This window comes from Sphingomonas sp. GW821-FHT09B04 (assembly GCF_059418285.1).
In genome coordinates this window covers 282,464-297,884 of sequence record NZ_JBWKPO010000004.1, presented here as the reverse complement: position 1 = coordinate 297,884, position 15,421 = coordinate 282,464, and the positions used below count along the sequence as shown (strand labels likewise).

The following is a 15,421-nucleotide window of genomic DNA, read 5'->3' as shown; positions in this document are numbered from 1 at the left end:
ACACTTCTTCGATCAAATCGCCGCTAGGCGGTGTCATCCTGTCGCGACCCGCCGACATCGATACCCAGCGTATCCAGCCGCTTGCGCAGCGTGTTCCGGTTGATCCCCAGCGCCCGCGCCGCGCGCAGCTGGTTGTGGCCATGGCGTGCCAGCATCGCCTCGATCAGCGGACGCTCGACCTCGCCGATGATGCGGTCATAGAGCGTGCCGTCCTCCAGCACCCTGGGCTCCTCGGTTGCGATCCGCTGAAGCCGGGCGAGTACCGCGCCCTCAATCCCTGCATCGCGCGCCGCGGGCAGCAACGCTGCAACCTCGCCCAGCATCGTTCTTACCGCCGCCGCGTCGATCCATTCGTCGCGGTGGAGCGCGGCCATGCGCCGCATGAGGTTCTCCAGCTCGCGGACATTGCCCGGCCAGTCATGCGCCTCGAGCGTGGCGATGGCGTCGTCGCCGATCGCCTTGCGCGGCAGGCCGTCCTCGACGGCGCGGTCGAGGAAATGGCGAGCGAGCAGCTTGATGTCCTGCCGCCGTTCGCGAAGGGCGGGAAGCGCGATCGGCACCACGTTAAGGCGGTAGAACAGATCCTCGCGGAACTGCCCGGCCATCACCTGGCTCATCAGATCCTTGTTGGTCGCCGCGACGATGCGCACGTCGGCGCGGATCGCCCGTGCGCCGCCGACAGTGGTGAACTCGCCCGATTGCAGCACGCGCAGCAGCCGTGTCTGCGCCTCCATCGGCATGTCGCCGATTTCGTCGAGGAACAGGGTGCCGCCCGACGCCTGCTCGAACTTGCCTGCAACACGCGCGGCGGCGCCGGTGAAGGCGCCCTTTTCGTGGCCGAACAGCTCGGCCTCGATCAGCTCGCGCGGGATCGCCGCCATGTTGAGCGCGACGAACGGCGCGCGCCGCCGCGAACCCAGATCGTGGATCGCCTGCGCGACCAGTTCCTTGCCGGTCCCACTCTCGCCACTGATCAGCACCGTCAGCTCGTTCGAGACGACCCGCGCGATCACGCGATAGACATCCTGCATCGCCGGGGAACGGCCGATCAGCGCGACGGCATGGTCCTCGTTCGCGGGCAGATCGTCGACCAGCCGGCGTCCGCGGGCCAGCGCGCTCGCCACCGTGGTGGTCAGCGCATCGAGGTCGAATGGCTTGGGAAGGTAGTCGAACGCCCCCGCCTCGGTCGCGCGCACGGCGGTCGCCAGCGTATTCTGCGCCGACAGCACGATCACGGGCAGGTCGGGATATTCGCCGGTCAGCGTCGCCACCAGATCCAGCCCATTGCCATCGGGCAGCACGACGTCGGTCACCACCACATCGGGCATGGCGCTGCGCATTTCGCGCTTGAGGTCGCCCAGCGACGCCGCGGCGGTCACCTGATGCCCCGCGCGGCGCAGCGCCTGCGTCACCACGGTGCGGATCGCGGCGTCGTCGTCACAGATCAGGATGGCGCCGGTCATGCTCATGCGTCTTGCTGCTTCCGAAGAAAGACCCTGGCCAGCACGTACAGGCCGACCCCGATCCAGATCACGTTGAGCGCCGCCGAGGGCAGCGCGCCGCGGACATAGGTGTTGACCAGCATACCCGCGGCCCCCGCGACGTTGAGCGTCTGATACGCCACACTATCGCCGTCGAGCCGCTTGGTCGACACCAGACCATAGGCCGCCAGCACCAGTACCGCCCCCGCCCAGCCGACGATGTCGACCCAGTCCATATCACCCGTCCGCCCGCGGCATGTTGACGCGGAACACCGTCATTTCGGGATCGCCGGCGCGCGCATATTCGACCACCCCGCCCATGTCGCGGACCAGCTTCTCGACCAGCGGCAGCCCCAGCCCCTTGCCCTCGGGCTTGCCCGACACGAACGGCTCGAACAAATGGCTGGCGATGTCCGCCGGCGCGCCCGGTCCGTTGTCGCTCACCGAAAATTCGATCGGCAGCCAGCGGCGCGGCTGATCCGGTCCGGGCCGCATCGCGACGCCATGCCGGTACTGAGTCGTCAGCACGATCTTCGGCTCGGGCGTGTCCTTCAGCGCCTCTGCAGCGTTTTTGAGCAGGTTCATCGCGACCTGCTGGAACGCGTCCTTGTCCATCATCACCGGGGGGAGTGAGGGGTCGAACCGCTCCTCGATCACGATCCCGCGCGCAAAGCCGGCCAGCGCCACGCGGCGGGCATGGTCGAGCAACGGGTAGATATTGTGCGGCGCCAGCTTGGGCGGGCGCGTGTCGGTAAAGTCCTGCATCCGGTCGATCAGCGCGACGATGCGGTCGACCTCTGTGGTGATGAGATGGGTGAGCTCGGCGCGCCCTTCGCCGCCGTCCGCGCCGTCATCCGCGGCAAGCAGCTGCGCAGCGCCACGGATGCCCGACAGCGGGTTCTTGATCTCGTGCGCCAGCATCGCCGCCGCGCCCACCGCCGCGCGCGCGCCGGCGCTGCGGTCGGCGCCGACGGAAAGCCGCCGTGACGTCGGTGCCTGATGCAGCGTCACGATCCGCCAGCCGGGATGTTCGGCGATCGGCTGTTCGATGAAGTCGACGCGGGTGCGCGGGCTGCGGGTCGGCTCGATCTCGACGTCATAGGCGGCAAAGCCATGCCCGTCGCGGCGGCCGAGATAGCCCTCGGGCGGGGTGACGATGCGGTCGAGCCGCTGGCCGAGCATCGCCTTCTCGCTATGGTTGAGCAGATGCTCGCACGCCATGTTCGCGCGCACTACCCGGTCCTGCGGGTCGAGCACCAGCGCCGCCACGGGAAGCCCACCGAACAGCTCGGTCAGGTCGGGCTCGCCCGCCTGCGGCGGCGGCCTCAGGCCGCTTCTTGGGGGCGCCATAGCTCGTGCAGCGGTTTTCCGCGGAACTGCGCGTAGAATTCGTCGAGCATCGCCAGCACCGTCGCTGCCTTCGGCTGCTGATTGACCGCGTTGCGGAACTCAGCCGAGCCGTGCAGCCCCTTGGTGTACCAGCCGATATGCTTGCGCATCAGATTGACGCCGGTCATCTCGCCATAATGGTCGAGCATCGTGGCATAATGCTCTGCGATCAGGGCATATTGTTCGTCGATCGACGGATCTGGCCGCTCACCCTTCCCGGTCAGCGCATCCATCACCTGCCGCAGCAGCCACGGCCGGCCATAGGCGCCGCGCCCGATCATCACCCCGTCGGCGCCCGATTGCTCGAGCGCCGTGCGCGCATCGGCGGGCGAACAGATGTCGCCGTTGACGATCACCGGGATCGACACCGCGTCCTTGACCTTGCGCACGAACGCCCAGTCGGCGCTGCCCTTGTACATCTGATTGCGCGTGCGGCCGTGCACGGTGATCATCTGCGCGCCGATCTCCTGCGCCACGCGCGCCAGCTCGGGCGCATTCAGGCTGTCATGGCACCAGCCCATCCGCATCTTGACCGTCACCGGCACCTTCACTGCCTTGACGCACGCCTCGATCAGCTGCGCAGCGAGCTCGGGCACGCGCATCAGCGCCGATCCGGCATCGCCATTGGTGACCTTGCGTACCGGGCAGCCCATGTTGATGTCGATGATCGCCGCGCCGCGATCCTCGTTGAGCTTCGCCGCCTCACCCATTTCATAGGGCGTACAGCCGACCAGCTGCATCGACACCGGCTCCTCGATCGGGTCCCATGCCGCCTTCTGGATCGACTGGCGCGTCTCGCGGATCGCCGCCTGGCTCGCAATCATTTCGGTGACGTTGAGCCCCGAGCCGTAGCGGCGCACGAGCCGGCGGAACGGCAGGTCGGTGACCCCCGTCATCGGCGCGAGCAGCACCGGCGTCTCGACCGTCACCGGGCCGATCTGGATGGGCTTCAACATCGTCATTATTGCCTGAAAAACAGGCAGCGCCTCTACAGGTGCAACGGGATTGATGCAAGCTCAGCGCGGCAGGAGGTTCGGCGCGAAGTCGACGAATGCCCGCAGCTTGGGCGAGGCGTGGCGGCTGGTCGGCCACATCACACAGACCTTGGTGCGCTTTTCGAGATAGGCGTCGAGAACGCTGACCAGCGACCCGCGCTTCAGTTGCTCCATCACCGAGATGTCGGGAACACACGCGATGCCCAGCCCAAGCTCGGCCAGCCCGATCTGTGCTTCAAGCGCGTTCGTCACCAGGCCGACCTGCATCTCGAACGGAACCGCCTCGCCATCCCGCGCCAGCGGCCATTGGTCGAGCCTGCCGCTCGACGTGTAGCGATAGACGAGCGCCGGGTGCCGGACGAGATCCGCAGGCGTTTCCGGTATCCCTGCGTCGCGGAAATAGTCGGGCGCGCCGACGATCAGCCGGCGGAAATAGCCCAATGTCCGGGTCATCAGCCGCGAATCGTCATGCTCGCCGGTGCGGATCACCGCATCGAACCCCTCCCCGATCACGTCGACCACACGGTCATTGGCATCCAGCTCAAGCTCGATATCGGGATAGAGGCGCTTGAACGCGGCGAGCTGTAGCATCGGCACCATGCTCATCGACGGTACGCTGACGCGCAGCCTGCCCTGCGGCACCGCCTGACCCCGCGTCACTTCCAGCTGCGCCGCCTCATATTCGCACAGGATGCGCCGGGCGCGTTCGAGGAAGATCGACCCTTCGGGCGTCAGCGTGATGCTGCGCGTCGAACGGTGAAACAGCCGCACGCCAAGCCGATCCTCCAGCCGCGCCACCGCCTTGCTGATCGCCGAAGCCGTTGTACCCGTCTTGCGCCCGGCTTCGGTGAAGCCCCCCGCATCAACCGCCTGCACAAAGGCGTGAAGCGCGCCCAGACTGTCCATCGTGACTCTCCATGGCCGACAAAATGGCTAAAGTGTTTTGCACTATGTCCTGTTTTTCGTTCATTCAAAGCCCCCTATTTCGCCCTCCGAGCTGATTGCTGCTCTGCAACACGTTCCGAGAAGGGGTTCCGACATGACAAGCGCAACGATTGCGATATCCGACAGCCCGGCGCAGGCCCGGCTGCCGCTTTCTGGCCTGCTGGCGCTTGCCATGGCGGCCTTCATCACCCTGCTGACGGAGATCCTGCCGTCCGGCCTTCTCCCGCAAATGGCCGCAAACCTCGGCAAGTCGGAGGCGCTGATCGGCCAGCTCGTCACTGTCTACGCCATCGGCTCGTTGCTCACGGCCATCCCCCTCACCATCGCCACCCAGAACTGGCGGCGGCGCACCCTGCTCCTGCTCGCGATCGGCGGGTTCGCGGTGGTCAACACGGTGACGGCGATCTCGACCAGCTATGCCGTCATCCTCGTCGCCCGCTTCTTCGCCGGGGTCAGCGCGGGGCTGCTCTGGGCGCTGGCGGCGGGCTATGCCGCGCGCATGGTGCCCGAGCATCTTCAGGGCCGCGCAATCGCCATCGCGATGGTCGGCGCGCCGCTCGCGCTTTCGCTCGGGATTCCGGCGGGCACGTTCCTCGGCACGATGGTGGGCTGGCGCTGGACCTTCGGCCTGATGAGTGTGCTGACGGTCGTGCTGGTCTTCTGGGTGCTGGCGCGGGTGCCCGACTTCCCGGGGCAGAAACAGGGTCAGGAATTCGCGCTCAAATCGGTGCTGACCCTCCCGGGCATCCGGCCGGTACTGTTCGTCATCTTCGCCTATGTCTTCGCGCACAACATCCTCTACACCTATATCGCCCCCTTCCTCGCGCAGGCCGGGATCACCGATCGGGTCGATACGGTGCTGCTGGTGTTCGGCGTCGCCTCGCTGCTCAGCATCTGGGTCACCGGCGTGCTGATCGACCGCTGGCTGCGCGAGCTGGTCCTCGTCAGCATCCTCCTGTTCGGCGTGTCGGCGGTGGCGCTGGGCATCGCGGGGACCGTCCCGGCCGTCGTCTACGCCTCGGCGGCGATCTGGGGTCTCGCCTTCGGCGGTGTCGCAACGCTGTTCCAGACCGCTTCGGCCAAAACGGCGGGCGAAGCGGCGGACGTTGCCCAGTCGATGCTGGTCACGACCTGGAACCTCGCGGTTGCGGGGGGCGGTATCGCCGGCGGGCTGCTGCTGGAAGGCATCGGGGTCGGCGCCTTCCCGGTCACGGTCCTGATCCTGCTCGCCGCGACGCTTCTGGTCACCTTGTCCGCACGGACGCATGGCTTCCCGGCCGTACAGCGCAGCTAAGCCGACCTCCGTTCCTGTCTCGCATGCGCGGCCCGGTATCCACCGGGCCGCGCCCTTCATTACTGGCTGTTTCCGAATAGGTAGCGGGTGCGGCCAGCCCGGATAAGTGATCGGCCTGTATATCTCTCACCAGAGCTTGACCCCGGTAATAGTGTATTGATATCGCCACGCGCATTCGCACTCGATGCGCGCCTCAATTTACGGACTTTCAAAGCAATGGTAAATAAAATTTCTGCTGCAATCGGCGTGATTGCAGTAATGGGTGGGCTCAATAGCAGTGCAATTGCCAAAACCCCGGCCGCATCCGTGACAGAAGACAAGAAGGTCGCAATCGAGCGCATCGTCAAAGACGAAATGGCTGCACGCGACATCCCCGGACTTCAGCTGGCGATCGTTCAGAATGGCAAGATCGTGTTCACCGGCGCCTATGGAAAAGCCAATATCGAGGCTGCCACTCCCGTAACGAACCAGACGGTCTTTGCGATCAACTCGATCAGCAAGGCGTTCGCCGGCGTCGCGGCGATGCAGCTCGTCCAGGCGGGCAAGCTCGATCTCGATGCGAAGCTGCCGACCTATCTCAAGGGGCTCCCGGAGTCCTGGCACGCCATCACCGTCCGGCAGCTCTTTACCCACATGTCCGGCCTGCCCGAAATTGCTGACGACAATGTTCGGCTGATCGATGGCGCCGAGCCCGCTGCAGCCTGGGCAAAGGTCCAGACGCTGCCGCTCAAGAACACGCCCGGCGCGCGTTTCGACTATACCCAGACCAACTATGTCGCGCTGGGCAAGATCATCGAGACGATCGCCGGAAAATCCTATTCCGACTTCGTCCGTGAGAAGCAGTTCAGGGCGGTTGGCATGAAGCGGGCGGGCTTTATCGATCCGGCGAACCCGGCGCCCAACGCCGCGCCGCTCTATACCCACCTGACTCTCAAGATCGACGGGATGAAGACCGTCGGCGTCGAACGCAGCAAGACCCCGTTTGTGCGGCAGGAGCCATGGCAGGAACTGGTACGCCCGGCGGGCGGAATTCAGACCAATGCCACCGATCTGGCAAGCTGGACGATCGCGCTGCAGAAGCTGAAGCTTGTCGACAAGGACAGCCTCGCGGAGCTCTGGAAGCCCCAGCCGCAGCAGGACGGAACCTATCGCGCCTTCAACTCGATGGTGAATGGCTACGGTCTGGGCTGGCCATCGGCCCGGCGCGCTGCGCATCCGGCGGTGACGCCGGTCGGCGGCGCGCGTGCGGCCGTCTTCATCTATCCCAATGACGATCTCACGGTCGTGGTCCTCACCAACCTGATGGGCGCTTCTCCGGAAAAGTTCGTCGACAAGATCGCGTCGACGTACGTCCCGGATATCGCCGCGGCAAAATGATGGCGACCCCTCGCTAGAGGGGCGTCGAACCGGACCGGGACATTCTCCCGGTCCGGACTGGCGGCATCGCCAGGCCGTCGCAACCGCAATGCCCTTACAACTTTCCTACATGCGTTCGCCCCGCTAGGCAGGCTGGATGCGACCCGCTGCAATTCCTGCCCCTTCCGCCCGTGGTGGCGCCACGGTGGCGCCCGACCGGCGCGTCCCTGTCGCGTCGCTGTCCGGACCCGGCGCGTCCCGGTCGCGTTGGTGTCGCGTCGGTGTCGCGTTTCGGTTCGAAGCTGTCGCCTCACTGTCGCGTCGCTGTCGCGTCGCTGTCGCGTCGTGACAGTCGCGGCGATCATCGTCGCGGCCGGAAAGGGCGTTCGCGCAGGCGGTTCGGTGCCCAAGCAGTTCGCTCAGCTCTGCGGAAAATCAATGGTTTTGCATAGTGTTGCTGCATTATCCTCGCACCCTGCCGTAACCGACATCATTGTCGTGATCGGCACGGGGCAAGAGGATCAGGCCCGTGAAAAACTGGGTGATTCTGTCGGCTATGTAAGGCTCGTGTCAGGCGGCGCCGAACGCCGCGACTCGGTCCGCGCCGGACTTGAGGCGCTCGCGGACACGGGCGTGACCCGCGTGCTGATCCACGACGCGGCCCGCCCCTTCCTGCCAGCCATCGTGATCGACACGCTGCTGGCGGCGCTGGATCAGGCCCCCGGTGCCATCCCCGCCCTCCCCCTCGCGGACACACTCGCCAGGGGAGACGCCACGCTCGGCGACAATGTCCCGCGTGCCGGGCTCAATCGCATCCAGACGCCGCAGGCCTTTCACTTCGACGCCATCCTCGCTGCGCACCGCGCCTGGCCCGCAGAGGAGGAGGCGACCGACGACGCCCAGATGCTCCGCCGCATGGGGCAGGACGTCATGCTGGTGCCCGGAGACCCCATGCTCGACAAGATCACCCACCCCGCCGATTTCGCCGCCGCGGAGGCGCGCCATGCCGCCAGCCTGATTTCCCGCAGCGCGACCGGCTTCGATGTTCACCGCTTCGAGACGGGGCAGGAACTGTGGCTCGGCGGTGTGCTGATCCCGCATGACAAGGGGCTGTCAGGGCATAGCGACGCCGATGTCGCGCTCCATGCCATCACCGACGCGCTGCTTGGCACGATTGGCGCGGGGGATATCGGGATGCACTTCCCGCCAAGCGATCCGAAATGGCGCGGCGCAGCCTCGGCGCAGTTCCTTGAACATGCCGCCGGCCTCGTTCGCGAGCAGGGCGGGATCATCGACTTCATCGACCTCACGCTGATCTGCGAAGCGCCCAAGATCGGCCCGCACCGCGATGCGATCCGCACCAGCGTCGCCGCGATCCTGCGGCTTGATCCGCGCGCTGTAAGCATCAAGGCTACGACGACCGAGCGACTGGGGTTCGCCGGCCGGGGGGAAGGTATCGCTGCACAGGCCATTGCGACCGTGCGGCTCGCTGGGGGAGCAGTGGGATGAGGAAGAATCGGGCTTTCTTTGTTGCGGCTGCATCGCTCGCGCTAAGCGCCAATGCAGCGCAAGCCGCGCAGAATACCGAAGCGGCATGCATGACCGAGGCAGAGGTCGAAGCAATCCTTCTTCTCGTCCTGCCCGATATCGTTCGGGGGATTGCCGAAACGTGCAAACCTGTCCTGCCCGTCAACGCCTATCTGCTAACAAAGGGCGAGGCGCTGGCCAGCAAGTTCGAAGCGGAGGCAGAGGCCACCAAGCCCGCCATGTTGACCGCGGTCGGCAAGATGATCGGGGTCAAGGGTAAGGACTTGCCGCTCGACGCCATGGCGACGGTCATGAAGGCGGTGGTCGGCCCGAAGCTCAGTCAGGACCTCAAACCAAAGGACTGCCCGAACATCGATCGCGTCTTCGGCTATCTTGATCCGATGCCGGTCCGCAACGTGTCAGGGCTGTTCACGACCATTCTCGATATGACCGCGAGTGACACCCGGCGGCAGAAGACGGCTGCGAACCCGCGCTCGGCCTTTCCAAGCATCTGCAAGCCGGCGGGAAGCTAGAAGCGCAGCGCTGCGGCCTGTGAAAAAATGGAGTTTGGTTATGCGTATCCCCCGTCTCGCCACCACGACCCTGCTCTGGGCCGGCCTCGCCGCCTCGTCTGCCGCCTCGGCCCAATCCGCCCGTCCATGCCTCACCGGCAATGAGGCGGAGGCGTTGTTTCAGGTGATGCTGCCCGATGTGATCCGCGAGATGGGTCGCGTCTGTGCGGCGCTGCCCGCCAACGCCTTCCTGCGCCAGCCAAGCGCGTCGTTCATGGCGCGGATCAACGCCGGGGTGAATCCCGCCATGCCCGCGGCGCAGGCGGGGATCCGCAAGCTGCTTGGGCCGGATGCGGGGTTCATCGCCGAGTCGCAGTTTGCGATTCCCGCGGTCCGCGCGATCATCGGCCCTGCCATCGCGCAGACCGTGAAGCCGGCCGATTGCGGTGGTCTCGACAAGATTGTCACCAACCTCGCTCCCCTTCCGCCGCGCAATCTGGCGGCTGTGTTCGCGGGGCTGCTCCAGCTCAGCCAGAATGACGAAAAGCGCGCGCCAAGGCTGCCGATATGCCCTATGGGCCGCCCGCGATGAGTGAAATGATTCTCCCCAAGGCGCTGGTCGAAGCTGCGCGCAAGGTCGTCGACGCGAACCGCGCGGCCGGCCGCAAGGTCGCTATTGCAGAGAGCTGCACCGGCGGTCTCGTCTCCGCCGCGATCACCGAAATCCCCGGCTCGTCCGATGTGATGAGCGCCGGTTTCGTCACCTATTCCAACGAAGCCAAGATGGCGCAGCTGCGCGTCAGCCGCGACGTGCTCGAGACGTTCGGTGCGGTGTCGATCGCGACGGCGTGGAGCATGGCGCAGGGCGCGCTAGAGGCGAGCGACGCTGATGTCGCGGTTGCGATCACGGGTATCGCCGGGCCGGGCGGCGGCAGCGACAAGAAGCCGGTCGGCCATGTCGTCTTCGCCCGCGCTGAGAAGGACGCCAATCCCGATGTGGTGGTGGCCGATACCCGCGAGTTCGGCGATATCGGCCGCGGCGGCGTGCGGCTTCAGGCGGCGCTGTGCGCGCTCGAACTGCTGCTGCCGGGCGAGCCCGCGGTTCCGGCCGAAGAGTCGCCGTAAAGCGTCGCGGCGCGCTGTTCGAAGGCCCCGATCATCATCCGCAGCGCGCGGTCGAATACCTGCCCCGCCAGCATCTCGAACACGCGGCTCTTGAAGGTGAAGTCGACCTCGAAATCGATCAGCACCCCGCCCTCGCCGTCGGGCCGGAACCGCCAGTCATTGTGCAGGTGCTTGAGCGGCCCCTCGAGATAGTCGACCCGGATATGCCCCGGCCGCTGCTTGCTCACCCGGCTGCTGAACGTCTCGCGCAGCCCCTTGAATCCGACGATCAGGTCCGCGACCATCTCGGTCTCGCTGTCCGATCGCACCCGCACCGCGCTGACCCACGGCAGGAACTCGCCATAGCGGCCGACATCGGCCACCAGGTCGAACATCTGCTCCGGCGAATAAGGTAGTCGCCGGGTCTCGCTGTGCCGTGGCATCAGGCTGGAACCGCTGCCTTTGCCAGCTTGGCCGCCCGTGCGTCGCGCATCTTCGCGAAGTCGTCCCCGGCGTGGTAGCTCGACCGGGTGAGTGGCGAGGACGCCACCAGCAGGAAGCCTTTGGCACGGGCGATTGCGGCATAGGCATCGAACGCCGCCGGGGTCACGAAGTCCTGCACCTTGGCGTGGCGCGGCGTGGGCTGAAGGTACTGGCCCATCGTCAGGAAATCGATGTCGGCGCTGCGCATGTCGTCCATCACCTGATGGACCTCGAGCCGCTCTTCGCCAAGGCCAAGCATCACGCCCGACTTGGTGAAGATCGACGGATCAAGCTTCTTGACCGTTTCCAGCAGCCGGATCGAGGCATAGTAACGCGCGCCCGGACGGATCGTCGGATAGAGCCTCGGCACGGTCTCGAGATTGTGGTTGTAGACGTCGGGTCGCGCCGCGACGATCATCTCGACCGCCTGCTCGTGCTTGTTGCGGAAATCGGGCGTCAGTATCTCGATCGTGGTGGTGGGGCTCGCCTTGCGGATCGCCTCGATCACCTTGACGAACTGCTTTGCACCACCGTCGGGCAGGTCGTCGCGATCGACCGAGGTGATGACGATATGCTCGAGCCCCATCTGCACCGCGGCGTCAGCGACGTTGTTCGGCTCCATCGGATCGACCGCCCGTGGCATGCCGGTCTTGACGTTGCAGAAGGCGCAGGCGCGCGTGCAGGTGTCGCCCAGAATCATCACGGTCGCGTGCTTCTTGCTCCAGCACTCGCCGATGTTGGGGCAGGCGGCTTCCTCGCATACCGTCGTCAGGCTCTTCGAACGCATCAGCGCGCGCGTCGCGGCAAAGCCGGCGGAGGTCGGCGCTTTTACGCGGATCCAGTCGGGCTTGCGCTGACGTTCCGGACGGGCTTCGGGGATCGGTGCCATTTCGCTCATGCCGCGCAGATAGCGATCCCGCTCGCGGCTTGCCAGCCCCTACGGCCTGCTCCAATGAAGCGCACATGACTCACTTCACCGACCTTGTCGCCGGCTACCGCCGCTTCCGCACCGAAGAATGGCCCCGTGAGCACGCGCGATGGGCGGAATTGAGCCGCGGGCAGAGCCCGAAGGTGATGGTGATCGCCTGTTCCGACAGCCGGGTCGATCCCGCGACGATCTTCGGCACGCACCCCGGCGAGGTTTTCGTCGTGCGTAACGTGGCCAATCTCGTCCCGCCTTTCGAGCTCGGCGGTGGCCGACACGGCGTGAGCGCCGCGCTCGAATTTGCCGTGACCCAGCTTGAAGTCGAAGAGATCGTCGTGATGGGCCATGGCATGTGCGGGGGCGTCCACGCTGCCTTCTCCCGCCGCTTCGCGGGCGCCGCGCCCGGCGAGGGCGGCTTTATCGATCACTGGGTCGACTTGCTCGACGATGCTCGCTCTCGCATCGTCGCGAAGTACGGTCACGGCGCCGAAGCGATCCACGAGATGGAGCTGGAGACCGTTCGTGTCTCGATTGCGAATCTTCGGACCTTCCCCTGCATTCCCGAGCGCGAAGCAGCCGGACTGCTGACGATCCATGGTGCCTATTTCGCGATCGCTCATGGCGAATTGCACGTCATGGACGAGAACGGGAATTTCGCGCCCGCCTGAAGACGGAGATCGGCCATGTCGATACTGGCTCTAGCCCTCCTAGCAAATGCACTTCCGGCTGTCGGGCAGGACTCGCCTCGCCTGACACGCCCGATCGAATTTCCCGATGACGGGTCATTGGCAGAAGAGGCTACGACCGGGCAGCTCACGGTCGAGGTCTATGACCGCCTTCAGGTCACGCATGGCGCAGCCTATCGGACGATGAATGAAGCCTTCGTCTGCCGATCGGAGAATGCCAGGGTTCTGGCGTACGCCGCGCGCGAAGCCGCCCGCCGGCTGCCCCGCGGGCAGAGCGACGCTTTGAAGAGCGGCGACTGGGCAATCCTCACTGCTGTTGCGACAGACACGATTGGTGTGCTTGATGGGGTCGATCCAGCCCGCATCCGCGCGGACGAGGCGATTGGACCCGGCGTCTACAATCCGGCGATCACGATCGTTGCCTATACGATCCGGCGCTGCCGCTTTTACTGACGTTCAGCGCTTTCCAAGCGCTTCCCGCGCCATCTTCTCGAACTCGGGATCGATCGGTGGCGGAGTCATCGGCACCTTCGCTTCCAGCTGATCGGCGATAGCAGTGAGCGCTGCGATCCGCCCGGCCTTCCGGCTGTTGCCGTCGATTACCGTCCAGGGCGCCTGCTTGGTGCTGGTCTTCGCGAACATATCCTCGATCGCATCCAGATACTCGGCCCGCTTCGCCCGGTTGCGATAGTCGTCCGGCCCGGTCTTCCAGCGTTTCCACGGATCGTCGAGCCGCTCGGCCAGCTCCTTGTCCTGCTTCTCCTGCGTGATGTGGACGAACAGCTTTACCATTGTCGCACCGGCATCGATCTGCTGGGCTTCGAAATCGTTGATCTCGTCATAGCCGCGTTTCCACTCGGCTTTGCTCGCATAGCCCTCGACCCGCTCGACGAGCACGCGACCGTACCAGCTGCGGTCGAAGATCGTGATGTGCCCCTTGGCTGGCAGCCGTGTCCAAAAGCGCCAAAGGAAATGATGCGCCAGTTCGTCTTCGCTCGGCGCACTGATCGGCATCACTTCGAAGAAGCGCGGATCCCATCGCGCTTTCACTCGCTTGATGATCCCGCCCTTCCCCGCCGCATCCCAGCCTTCGAGCACAAGGATAGCGGGTCGCTTGTGCACGATATGCGCGACCTGAATACGCTCGAGTCGTGCCTGCGCTTCGGCGAGGGCCTTGTCATAGTCTCCGGCGAACTTGTCGCCGCGCTCATAGTCGCTGAGGTCGATTTTCATGCGGTGCAGCCTAACACCGTCGAAAGCGCGCCGAAATGCCCTGCATTTGCGCCCTAGCGGCCTTCGCAGCCGGCCTGTCCGTGATTTATGACAGCCAGGTGCGCAGGGGTCGCGCACGTGTATGCAGGAACGATAATTATGGCGGCACAGCGTTTGATGATCGAGGGCCGCGTGCAGCGTGTGGGCTATCGCGACTGGGCGGTACGCACCGCCCGTCAGCTGGGTGTGATCGGATGGGTCCGCAACCTTCAGGACGGCAGGGTCGAGATCCTTGCGGATGGCGAGGACATGGCGCTCGACACCTTTGTCGATCGTTGCCGTGAAGGGCCGGTCATGGCCAGTGTGGCCAAGGTCGATGCGATGCCGGCCGAAGCGGGCAATGTGAAGGGCTTCACCAAGCGGTTCACCGCCTGACGATCAATCCTCGACCAGCTTCATCAGTCGTCGTTCGACGGGGGCGAGAACCGGACCAAGTTCGTGTCCACGCTTCAGCACCGCGCCCGCCTCGTTGACCAGTGCCCACATGCCCTGACGGTTGCGAAGCGATGGACGCTTCTCGACGCGGAATTCGGGACGTTCGGCGGCGCGCCGAAAGGCGGCGAAGATCGCAGCGTCGCGGCCGAACTGCATTGCGTAGTCGCGCCAATAGCCGGCTGCGACCATGCGGCCGTAAAGATCGAGAATGCGGTTCAGTTCGACACGCTCGAACGCCACCTGATCCGGTGCCTTGAGCGGAAACGGGGTTACGATTGCGCTCACGCCCGGTCGCGCTGCTTCCCGGTGCCGCGCGCGGTCCCACGTTCGGCGAGCAGATCGTCGAGTCGTTTGCGCATCGCTTCGAGCTCGCAGCGCAGGATCTCCACCTTCTGCGTCGCCGGATCGAACATATCGCTGCACGGCGTGCCATAGGGAACGAAGTCCCGCTGCCACTTGTCCGCCTCCACCAGAGTCGCCTTGGCAGGAATACCGACCATGACCGCACCCTCGGGTACGTCCTTGGTAACAACTGCATTGGCGCCGATCCGTGCGCGCGGCGAAACCGTAATCGGTCCCAGCACCTGCGCGCCCGACCCGATGATGACGCCATCCATCAGCGTCGGATGCCGCTTGCCTGCCACGCCATTGTCGGGACTGGTCCCGCCCAGCGTCACGCATTGATAGATGGTGACGTCGTCGCCGATCTCCGCTGTTTCCCCGATCACGACAAAGCCGTGGTCGATGAAGAAGTTGCGGCCGATCTTTGCGCCCGGATGGATATCGATTCCGGTCAGCCAGCGCGACGTATGATTGACGAAGCGCGCGAGGAAGAACAGCTCGGCGCCGAACAGACGATGCGCGACGCGGTGCCAGAACAGCGCCCATACGCCCGGATAGAGTAGAATTTCGGCACGACTCCGCGGCGCGGGATCACGCGCGCGAATCGAATCCAGATAGGCTCCCAGACCACGGAACATGAACAGGCCCCTTTTGTACCGAACCGTATTTAAGCAA

The 15,421-nt window shown here is 65.4% G+C and carries 19 protein-coding genes; 9 read left to right on the top strand and 10 right to left on the bottom strand.

From position 1 onward, the window contains the following. Nucleotides 1–23 precede the first annotated feature (23 nt). From ntrC to AC07NK_RS14380, 5 genes are read right to left on the bottom strand one after another with little or no spacing between them, the layout of a single operon-like run. Entirely contained in the window at nt 24–1,469 is a 1,446-nt protein-coding gene (gene ntrC / locus AC07NK_RS14400; RefSeq protein WP_495171291.1) for a nitrogen regulation protein NR(I), read from the bottom strand. Continuing rightward, nucleotides 1,466–1,717 carry a CBU_0592 family membrane protein gene (locus tag AC07NK_RS14395; protein ID WP_495171290.1) on the bottom strand — a complete coding sequence of 84 codons (252 nt, stop codon included), beginning with the start codon at nt 1,715–1,717 and terminating at the stop codon, nt 1,466–1,468. The genes ntrC and AC07NK_RS14395 overlap by 4 nt, the downstream gene beginning before the upstream one ends. A gap of 1 nt (nt 1,718) precedes the next feature. Further along, nucleotides 1,719–2,831 (bottom strand): two-component system sensor histidine kinase NtrB, encoded by a 1,113-nt coding sequence (locus AC07NK_RS14390; RefSeq protein WP_495171289.1) that lies wholly within the window; start codon nt 2,829–2,831, stop codon nt 1,719–1,721. Beyond that, nucleotides 2,807–3,832: a tRNA dihydrouridine synthase DusB gene (gene dusB, locus AC07NK_RS14385; RefSeq protein WP_495171288.1), complete on the bottom strand. Its 1,026-nt coding sequence runs from the start codon at nt 3,830–3,832 to the stop codon at nt 2,807–2,809. Before dusB ends, AC07NK_RS14390 begins: the two co-directional genes overlap by 25 nt. A gap of 54 nt (nt 3,833–3,886) precedes the next feature. Then, on the bottom strand, nt 3,887–4,771 hold the full coding sequence (locus AC07NK_RS14380; protein WP_495171287.1) for a LysR family transcriptional regulator: 885 nt from the start codon (nt 4,769–4,771) through the stop codon (nt 3,887–3,889). 133 nt (nt 4,772–4,904) lie between these two features. Between AC07NK_RS14380 and AC07NK_RS14375 the strand changes: the two genes are divergently transcribed. From AC07NK_RS14375 to AC07NK_RS14350, 6 genes are all read left to right on the top strand, one after another. Next, a complete protein-coding gene (locus tag AC07NK_RS14375) occupies nt 4,905–6,104 on the top strand; it encodes an MFS transporter (protein WP_495171286.1) in 1,200 nt (399 codons plus the stop codon). 306 nt (nt 6,105–6,410) lie between these two features. Beyond that, nucleotides 6,411–7,481, top strand: a complete 1,071-nt coding sequence (locus AC07NK_RS14370; protein ID WP_495171285.1) for a serine hydrolase domain-containing protein — start codon at nt 6,411–6,413, stop codon at nt 7,479–7,481. Between the two features lie 324 nt (nt 7,482–7,805). Continuing rightward, complete coding sequence (locus tag AC07NK_RS14365) at nt 7,806–8,969, top strand: bifunctional 2-C-methyl-D-erythritol 4-phosphate cytidylyltransferase/2-C-methyl-D-erythritol 2,4-cyclodiphosphate synthase (protein WP_495171284.1); 1,164 nt, start codon at nt 7,806–7,808, stop codon at nt 8,967–8,969. After that, a complete protein-coding gene (locus AC07NK_RS14360) occupies nt 8,966–9,520 on the top strand; it encodes a hypothetical protein (protein WP_495171283.1) in 555 nt (184 codons plus the stop codon). Before AC07NK_RS14365 ends, AC07NK_RS14360 begins: the two co-directional genes overlap by 4 nt. A gap of 40 nt (nt 9,521–9,560) precedes the next feature. Beyond that, the gene (locus AC07NK_RS14355) at nt 9,561–10,091 is read left to right on the top strand and encodes a hypothetical protein (protein WP_495171282.1); all 531 of its coding nucleotides are present in this window, start codon (nt 9,561–9,563) and stop codon (nt 10,089–10,091) included. Then, nucleotides 10,088–10,624, top strand: a complete 537-nt coding sequence (locus AC07NK_RS14350; protein WP_495171281.1) for a CinA family protein — start codon at nt 10,088–10,090, stop codon at nt 10,622–10,624. Before AC07NK_RS14355 ends, AC07NK_RS14350 begins: the two co-directional genes overlap by 4 nt. On the opposite strand, the gene AC07NK_RS14345 is transcribed toward AC07NK_RS14350, so the two are convergent. Beyond that, a complete protein-coding gene (locus tag AC07NK_RS14345) occupies nt 10,552–11,046 on the bottom strand; it encodes a type II toxin-antitoxin system RatA family toxin (RefSeq protein ID WP_495171280.1) in 495 nt (164 codons plus the stop codon). The genes AC07NK_RS14350 and AC07NK_RS14345 overlap by 73 nt on opposite strands. Next, nucleotides 11,046–11,984 carry a lipoyl synthase gene (lipA, locus tag AC07NK_RS14340; RefSeq protein WP_495171279.1) on the bottom strand — a complete coding sequence of 313 codons (939 nt, stop codon included), beginning with the start codon at nt 11,982–11,984 and terminating at the stop codon, nt 11,046–11,048. Before lipA ends, AC07NK_RS14345 begins: the two co-directional genes overlap by 1 nt. A 65-nt stretch (nt 11,985–12,049) precedes the next feature. Between lipA and AC07NK_RS14335 the strand changes: the two genes are divergently transcribed. Further along, a complete protein-coding gene (locus AC07NK_RS14335; protein ID WP_495171278.1) occupies nt 12,050–12,679 on the top strand; it encodes a carbonic anhydrase in 630 nt (209 codons plus the stop codon). A 117-nt stretch (nt 12,680–12,796) separates the two neighbouring features. Next, nucleotides 12,797–13,150, top strand: coding sequence for a hypothetical protein (locus AC07NK_RS14330; RefSeq protein WP_495171277.1), 354 nt, complete (start codon nt 12,797–12,799; stop codon nt 13,148–13,150). Between the two features lie 3 nt (nt 13,151–13,153). On the opposite strand, the gene AC07NK_RS14325 is transcribed toward AC07NK_RS14330, so the two are convergent. After that, nucleotides 13,154–13,930: a polyphosphate kinase 2 family protein gene (locus AC07NK_RS14325; protein ID WP_495171276.1), complete on the bottom strand. Its 777-nt coding sequence runs from the start codon at nt 13,928–13,930 to the stop codon at nt 13,154–13,156. A 138-nt stretch (nt 13,931–14,068) separates the two neighbouring features. On the opposite strand from AC07NK_RS14325, the gene AC07NK_RS14320 reads away from it, so the two are divergent. Further along, the gene (locus tag AC07NK_RS14320) at nt 14,069–14,344 is read left to right on the top strand and encodes an acylphosphatase (protein WP_495171275.1); all 276 of its coding nucleotides are present in this window, start codon (nt 14,069–14,071) and stop codon (nt 14,342–14,344) included. A 3-nt stretch (nt 14,345–14,347) separates the two neighbouring features. Here AC07NK_RS14320 and AC07NK_RS14315 read toward each other — a convergent pair whose 3' ends face one another. Both AC07NK_RS14315 and epsC read right to left on the bottom strand, forming a co-directional pair. Then, nucleotides 14,348–14,689 carry a DUF2794 domain-containing protein gene (locus AC07NK_RS14315; protein WP_495171274.1) on the bottom strand — a complete coding sequence of 114 codons (342 nt, stop codon included), beginning with the start codon at nt 14,687–14,689 and terminating at the stop codon, nt 14,348–14,350. Continuing rightward, nucleotides 14,686–15,384, bottom strand: coding sequence for a serine O-acetyltransferase EpsC (epsC, locus tag AC07NK_RS14310; RefSeq protein ID WP_495171273.1), 699 nt, complete (start codon nt 15,382–15,384; stop codon nt 14,686–14,688). The genes AC07NK_RS14315 and epsC overlap by 4 nt, the downstream gene beginning before the upstream one ends. Nucleotides 15,385–15,421 lie beyond the last annotated feature (37 nt).

Coding starts and splice junctions, on each gene's coding strand:
- dusB (WP_495171288.1), bottom strand. CDS start 3,832: ATGACGATGTTGAAGCCCATCCAGATCGGCCCGGTGACGGTCGAGACG.
- AC07NK_RS14390 (WP_495171289.1), bottom strand. CDS start 2,831: ATGGCGCCCCCAAGAAGCGGCCTGAGGCCGCCGCCGCAGGCGGGCGAG.
- AC07NK_RS14350 (WP_495171281.1), top strand. CDS start 10,088: ATGAGTGAAATGATTCTCCCCAAGGCGCTGGTCGAAGCTGCGCGCAAG.
- AC07NK_RS14355 (WP_495171282.1), top strand. CDS start 9,561: ATGCGTATCCCCCGTCTCGCCACCACGACCCTGCTCTGGGCCGGCCTC.
- ntrC (WP_495171291.1), bottom strand. CDS start 1,469: ATGAGCATGACCGGCGCCATCCTGATCTGTGACGACGACGCCGCGATC.
- AC07NK_RS14345 (WP_495171280.1), bottom strand. CDS start 11,046: ATGCCACGGCACAGCGAGACCCGGCGACTACCTTATTCGCCGGAGCAG.
- AC07NK_RS14375 (WP_495171286.1), top strand. CDS start 4,905: ATGACAAGCGCAACGATTGCGATATCCGACAGCCCGGCGCAGGCCCGG.
- AC07NK_RS14325 (WP_495171276.1), bottom strand. CDS start 13,930: ATGAAAATCGACCTCAGCGACTATGAGCGCGGCGACAAGTTCGCCGGA.
- lipA (WP_495171279.1), bottom strand. CDS start 11,984: ATGAGCGAAATGGCACCGATCCCCGAAGCCCGTCCGGAACGTCAGCGC.
- AC07NK_RS14380 (WP_495171287.1), bottom strand. CDS start 4,771: ATGGACAGTCTGGGCGCGCTTCACGCCTTTGTGCAGGCGGTTGATGCG.
- AC07NK_RS14360 (WP_495171283.1), top strand. CDS start 8,966: ATGAGGAAGAATCGGGCTTTCTTTGTTGCGGCTGCATCGCTCGCGCTA.
- AC07NK_RS14320 (WP_495171275.1), top strand. CDS start 14,069: ATGGCGGCACAGCGTTTGATGATCGAGGGCCGCGTGCAGCGTGTGGGC.
- AC07NK_RS14335 (WP_495171278.1), top strand. CDS start 12,050: ATGACTCACTTCACCGACCTTGTCGCCGGCTACCGCCGCTTCCGCACC.
- AC07NK_RS14395 (WP_495171290.1), bottom strand. CDS start 1,717: ATGGACTGGGTCGACATCGTCGGCTGGGCGGGGGCGGTACTGGTGCTG.
- epsC (WP_495171273.1), bottom strand. CDS start 15,384: ATGTTCCGTGGTCTGGGAGCCTATCTGGATTCGATTCGCGCGCGTGAT.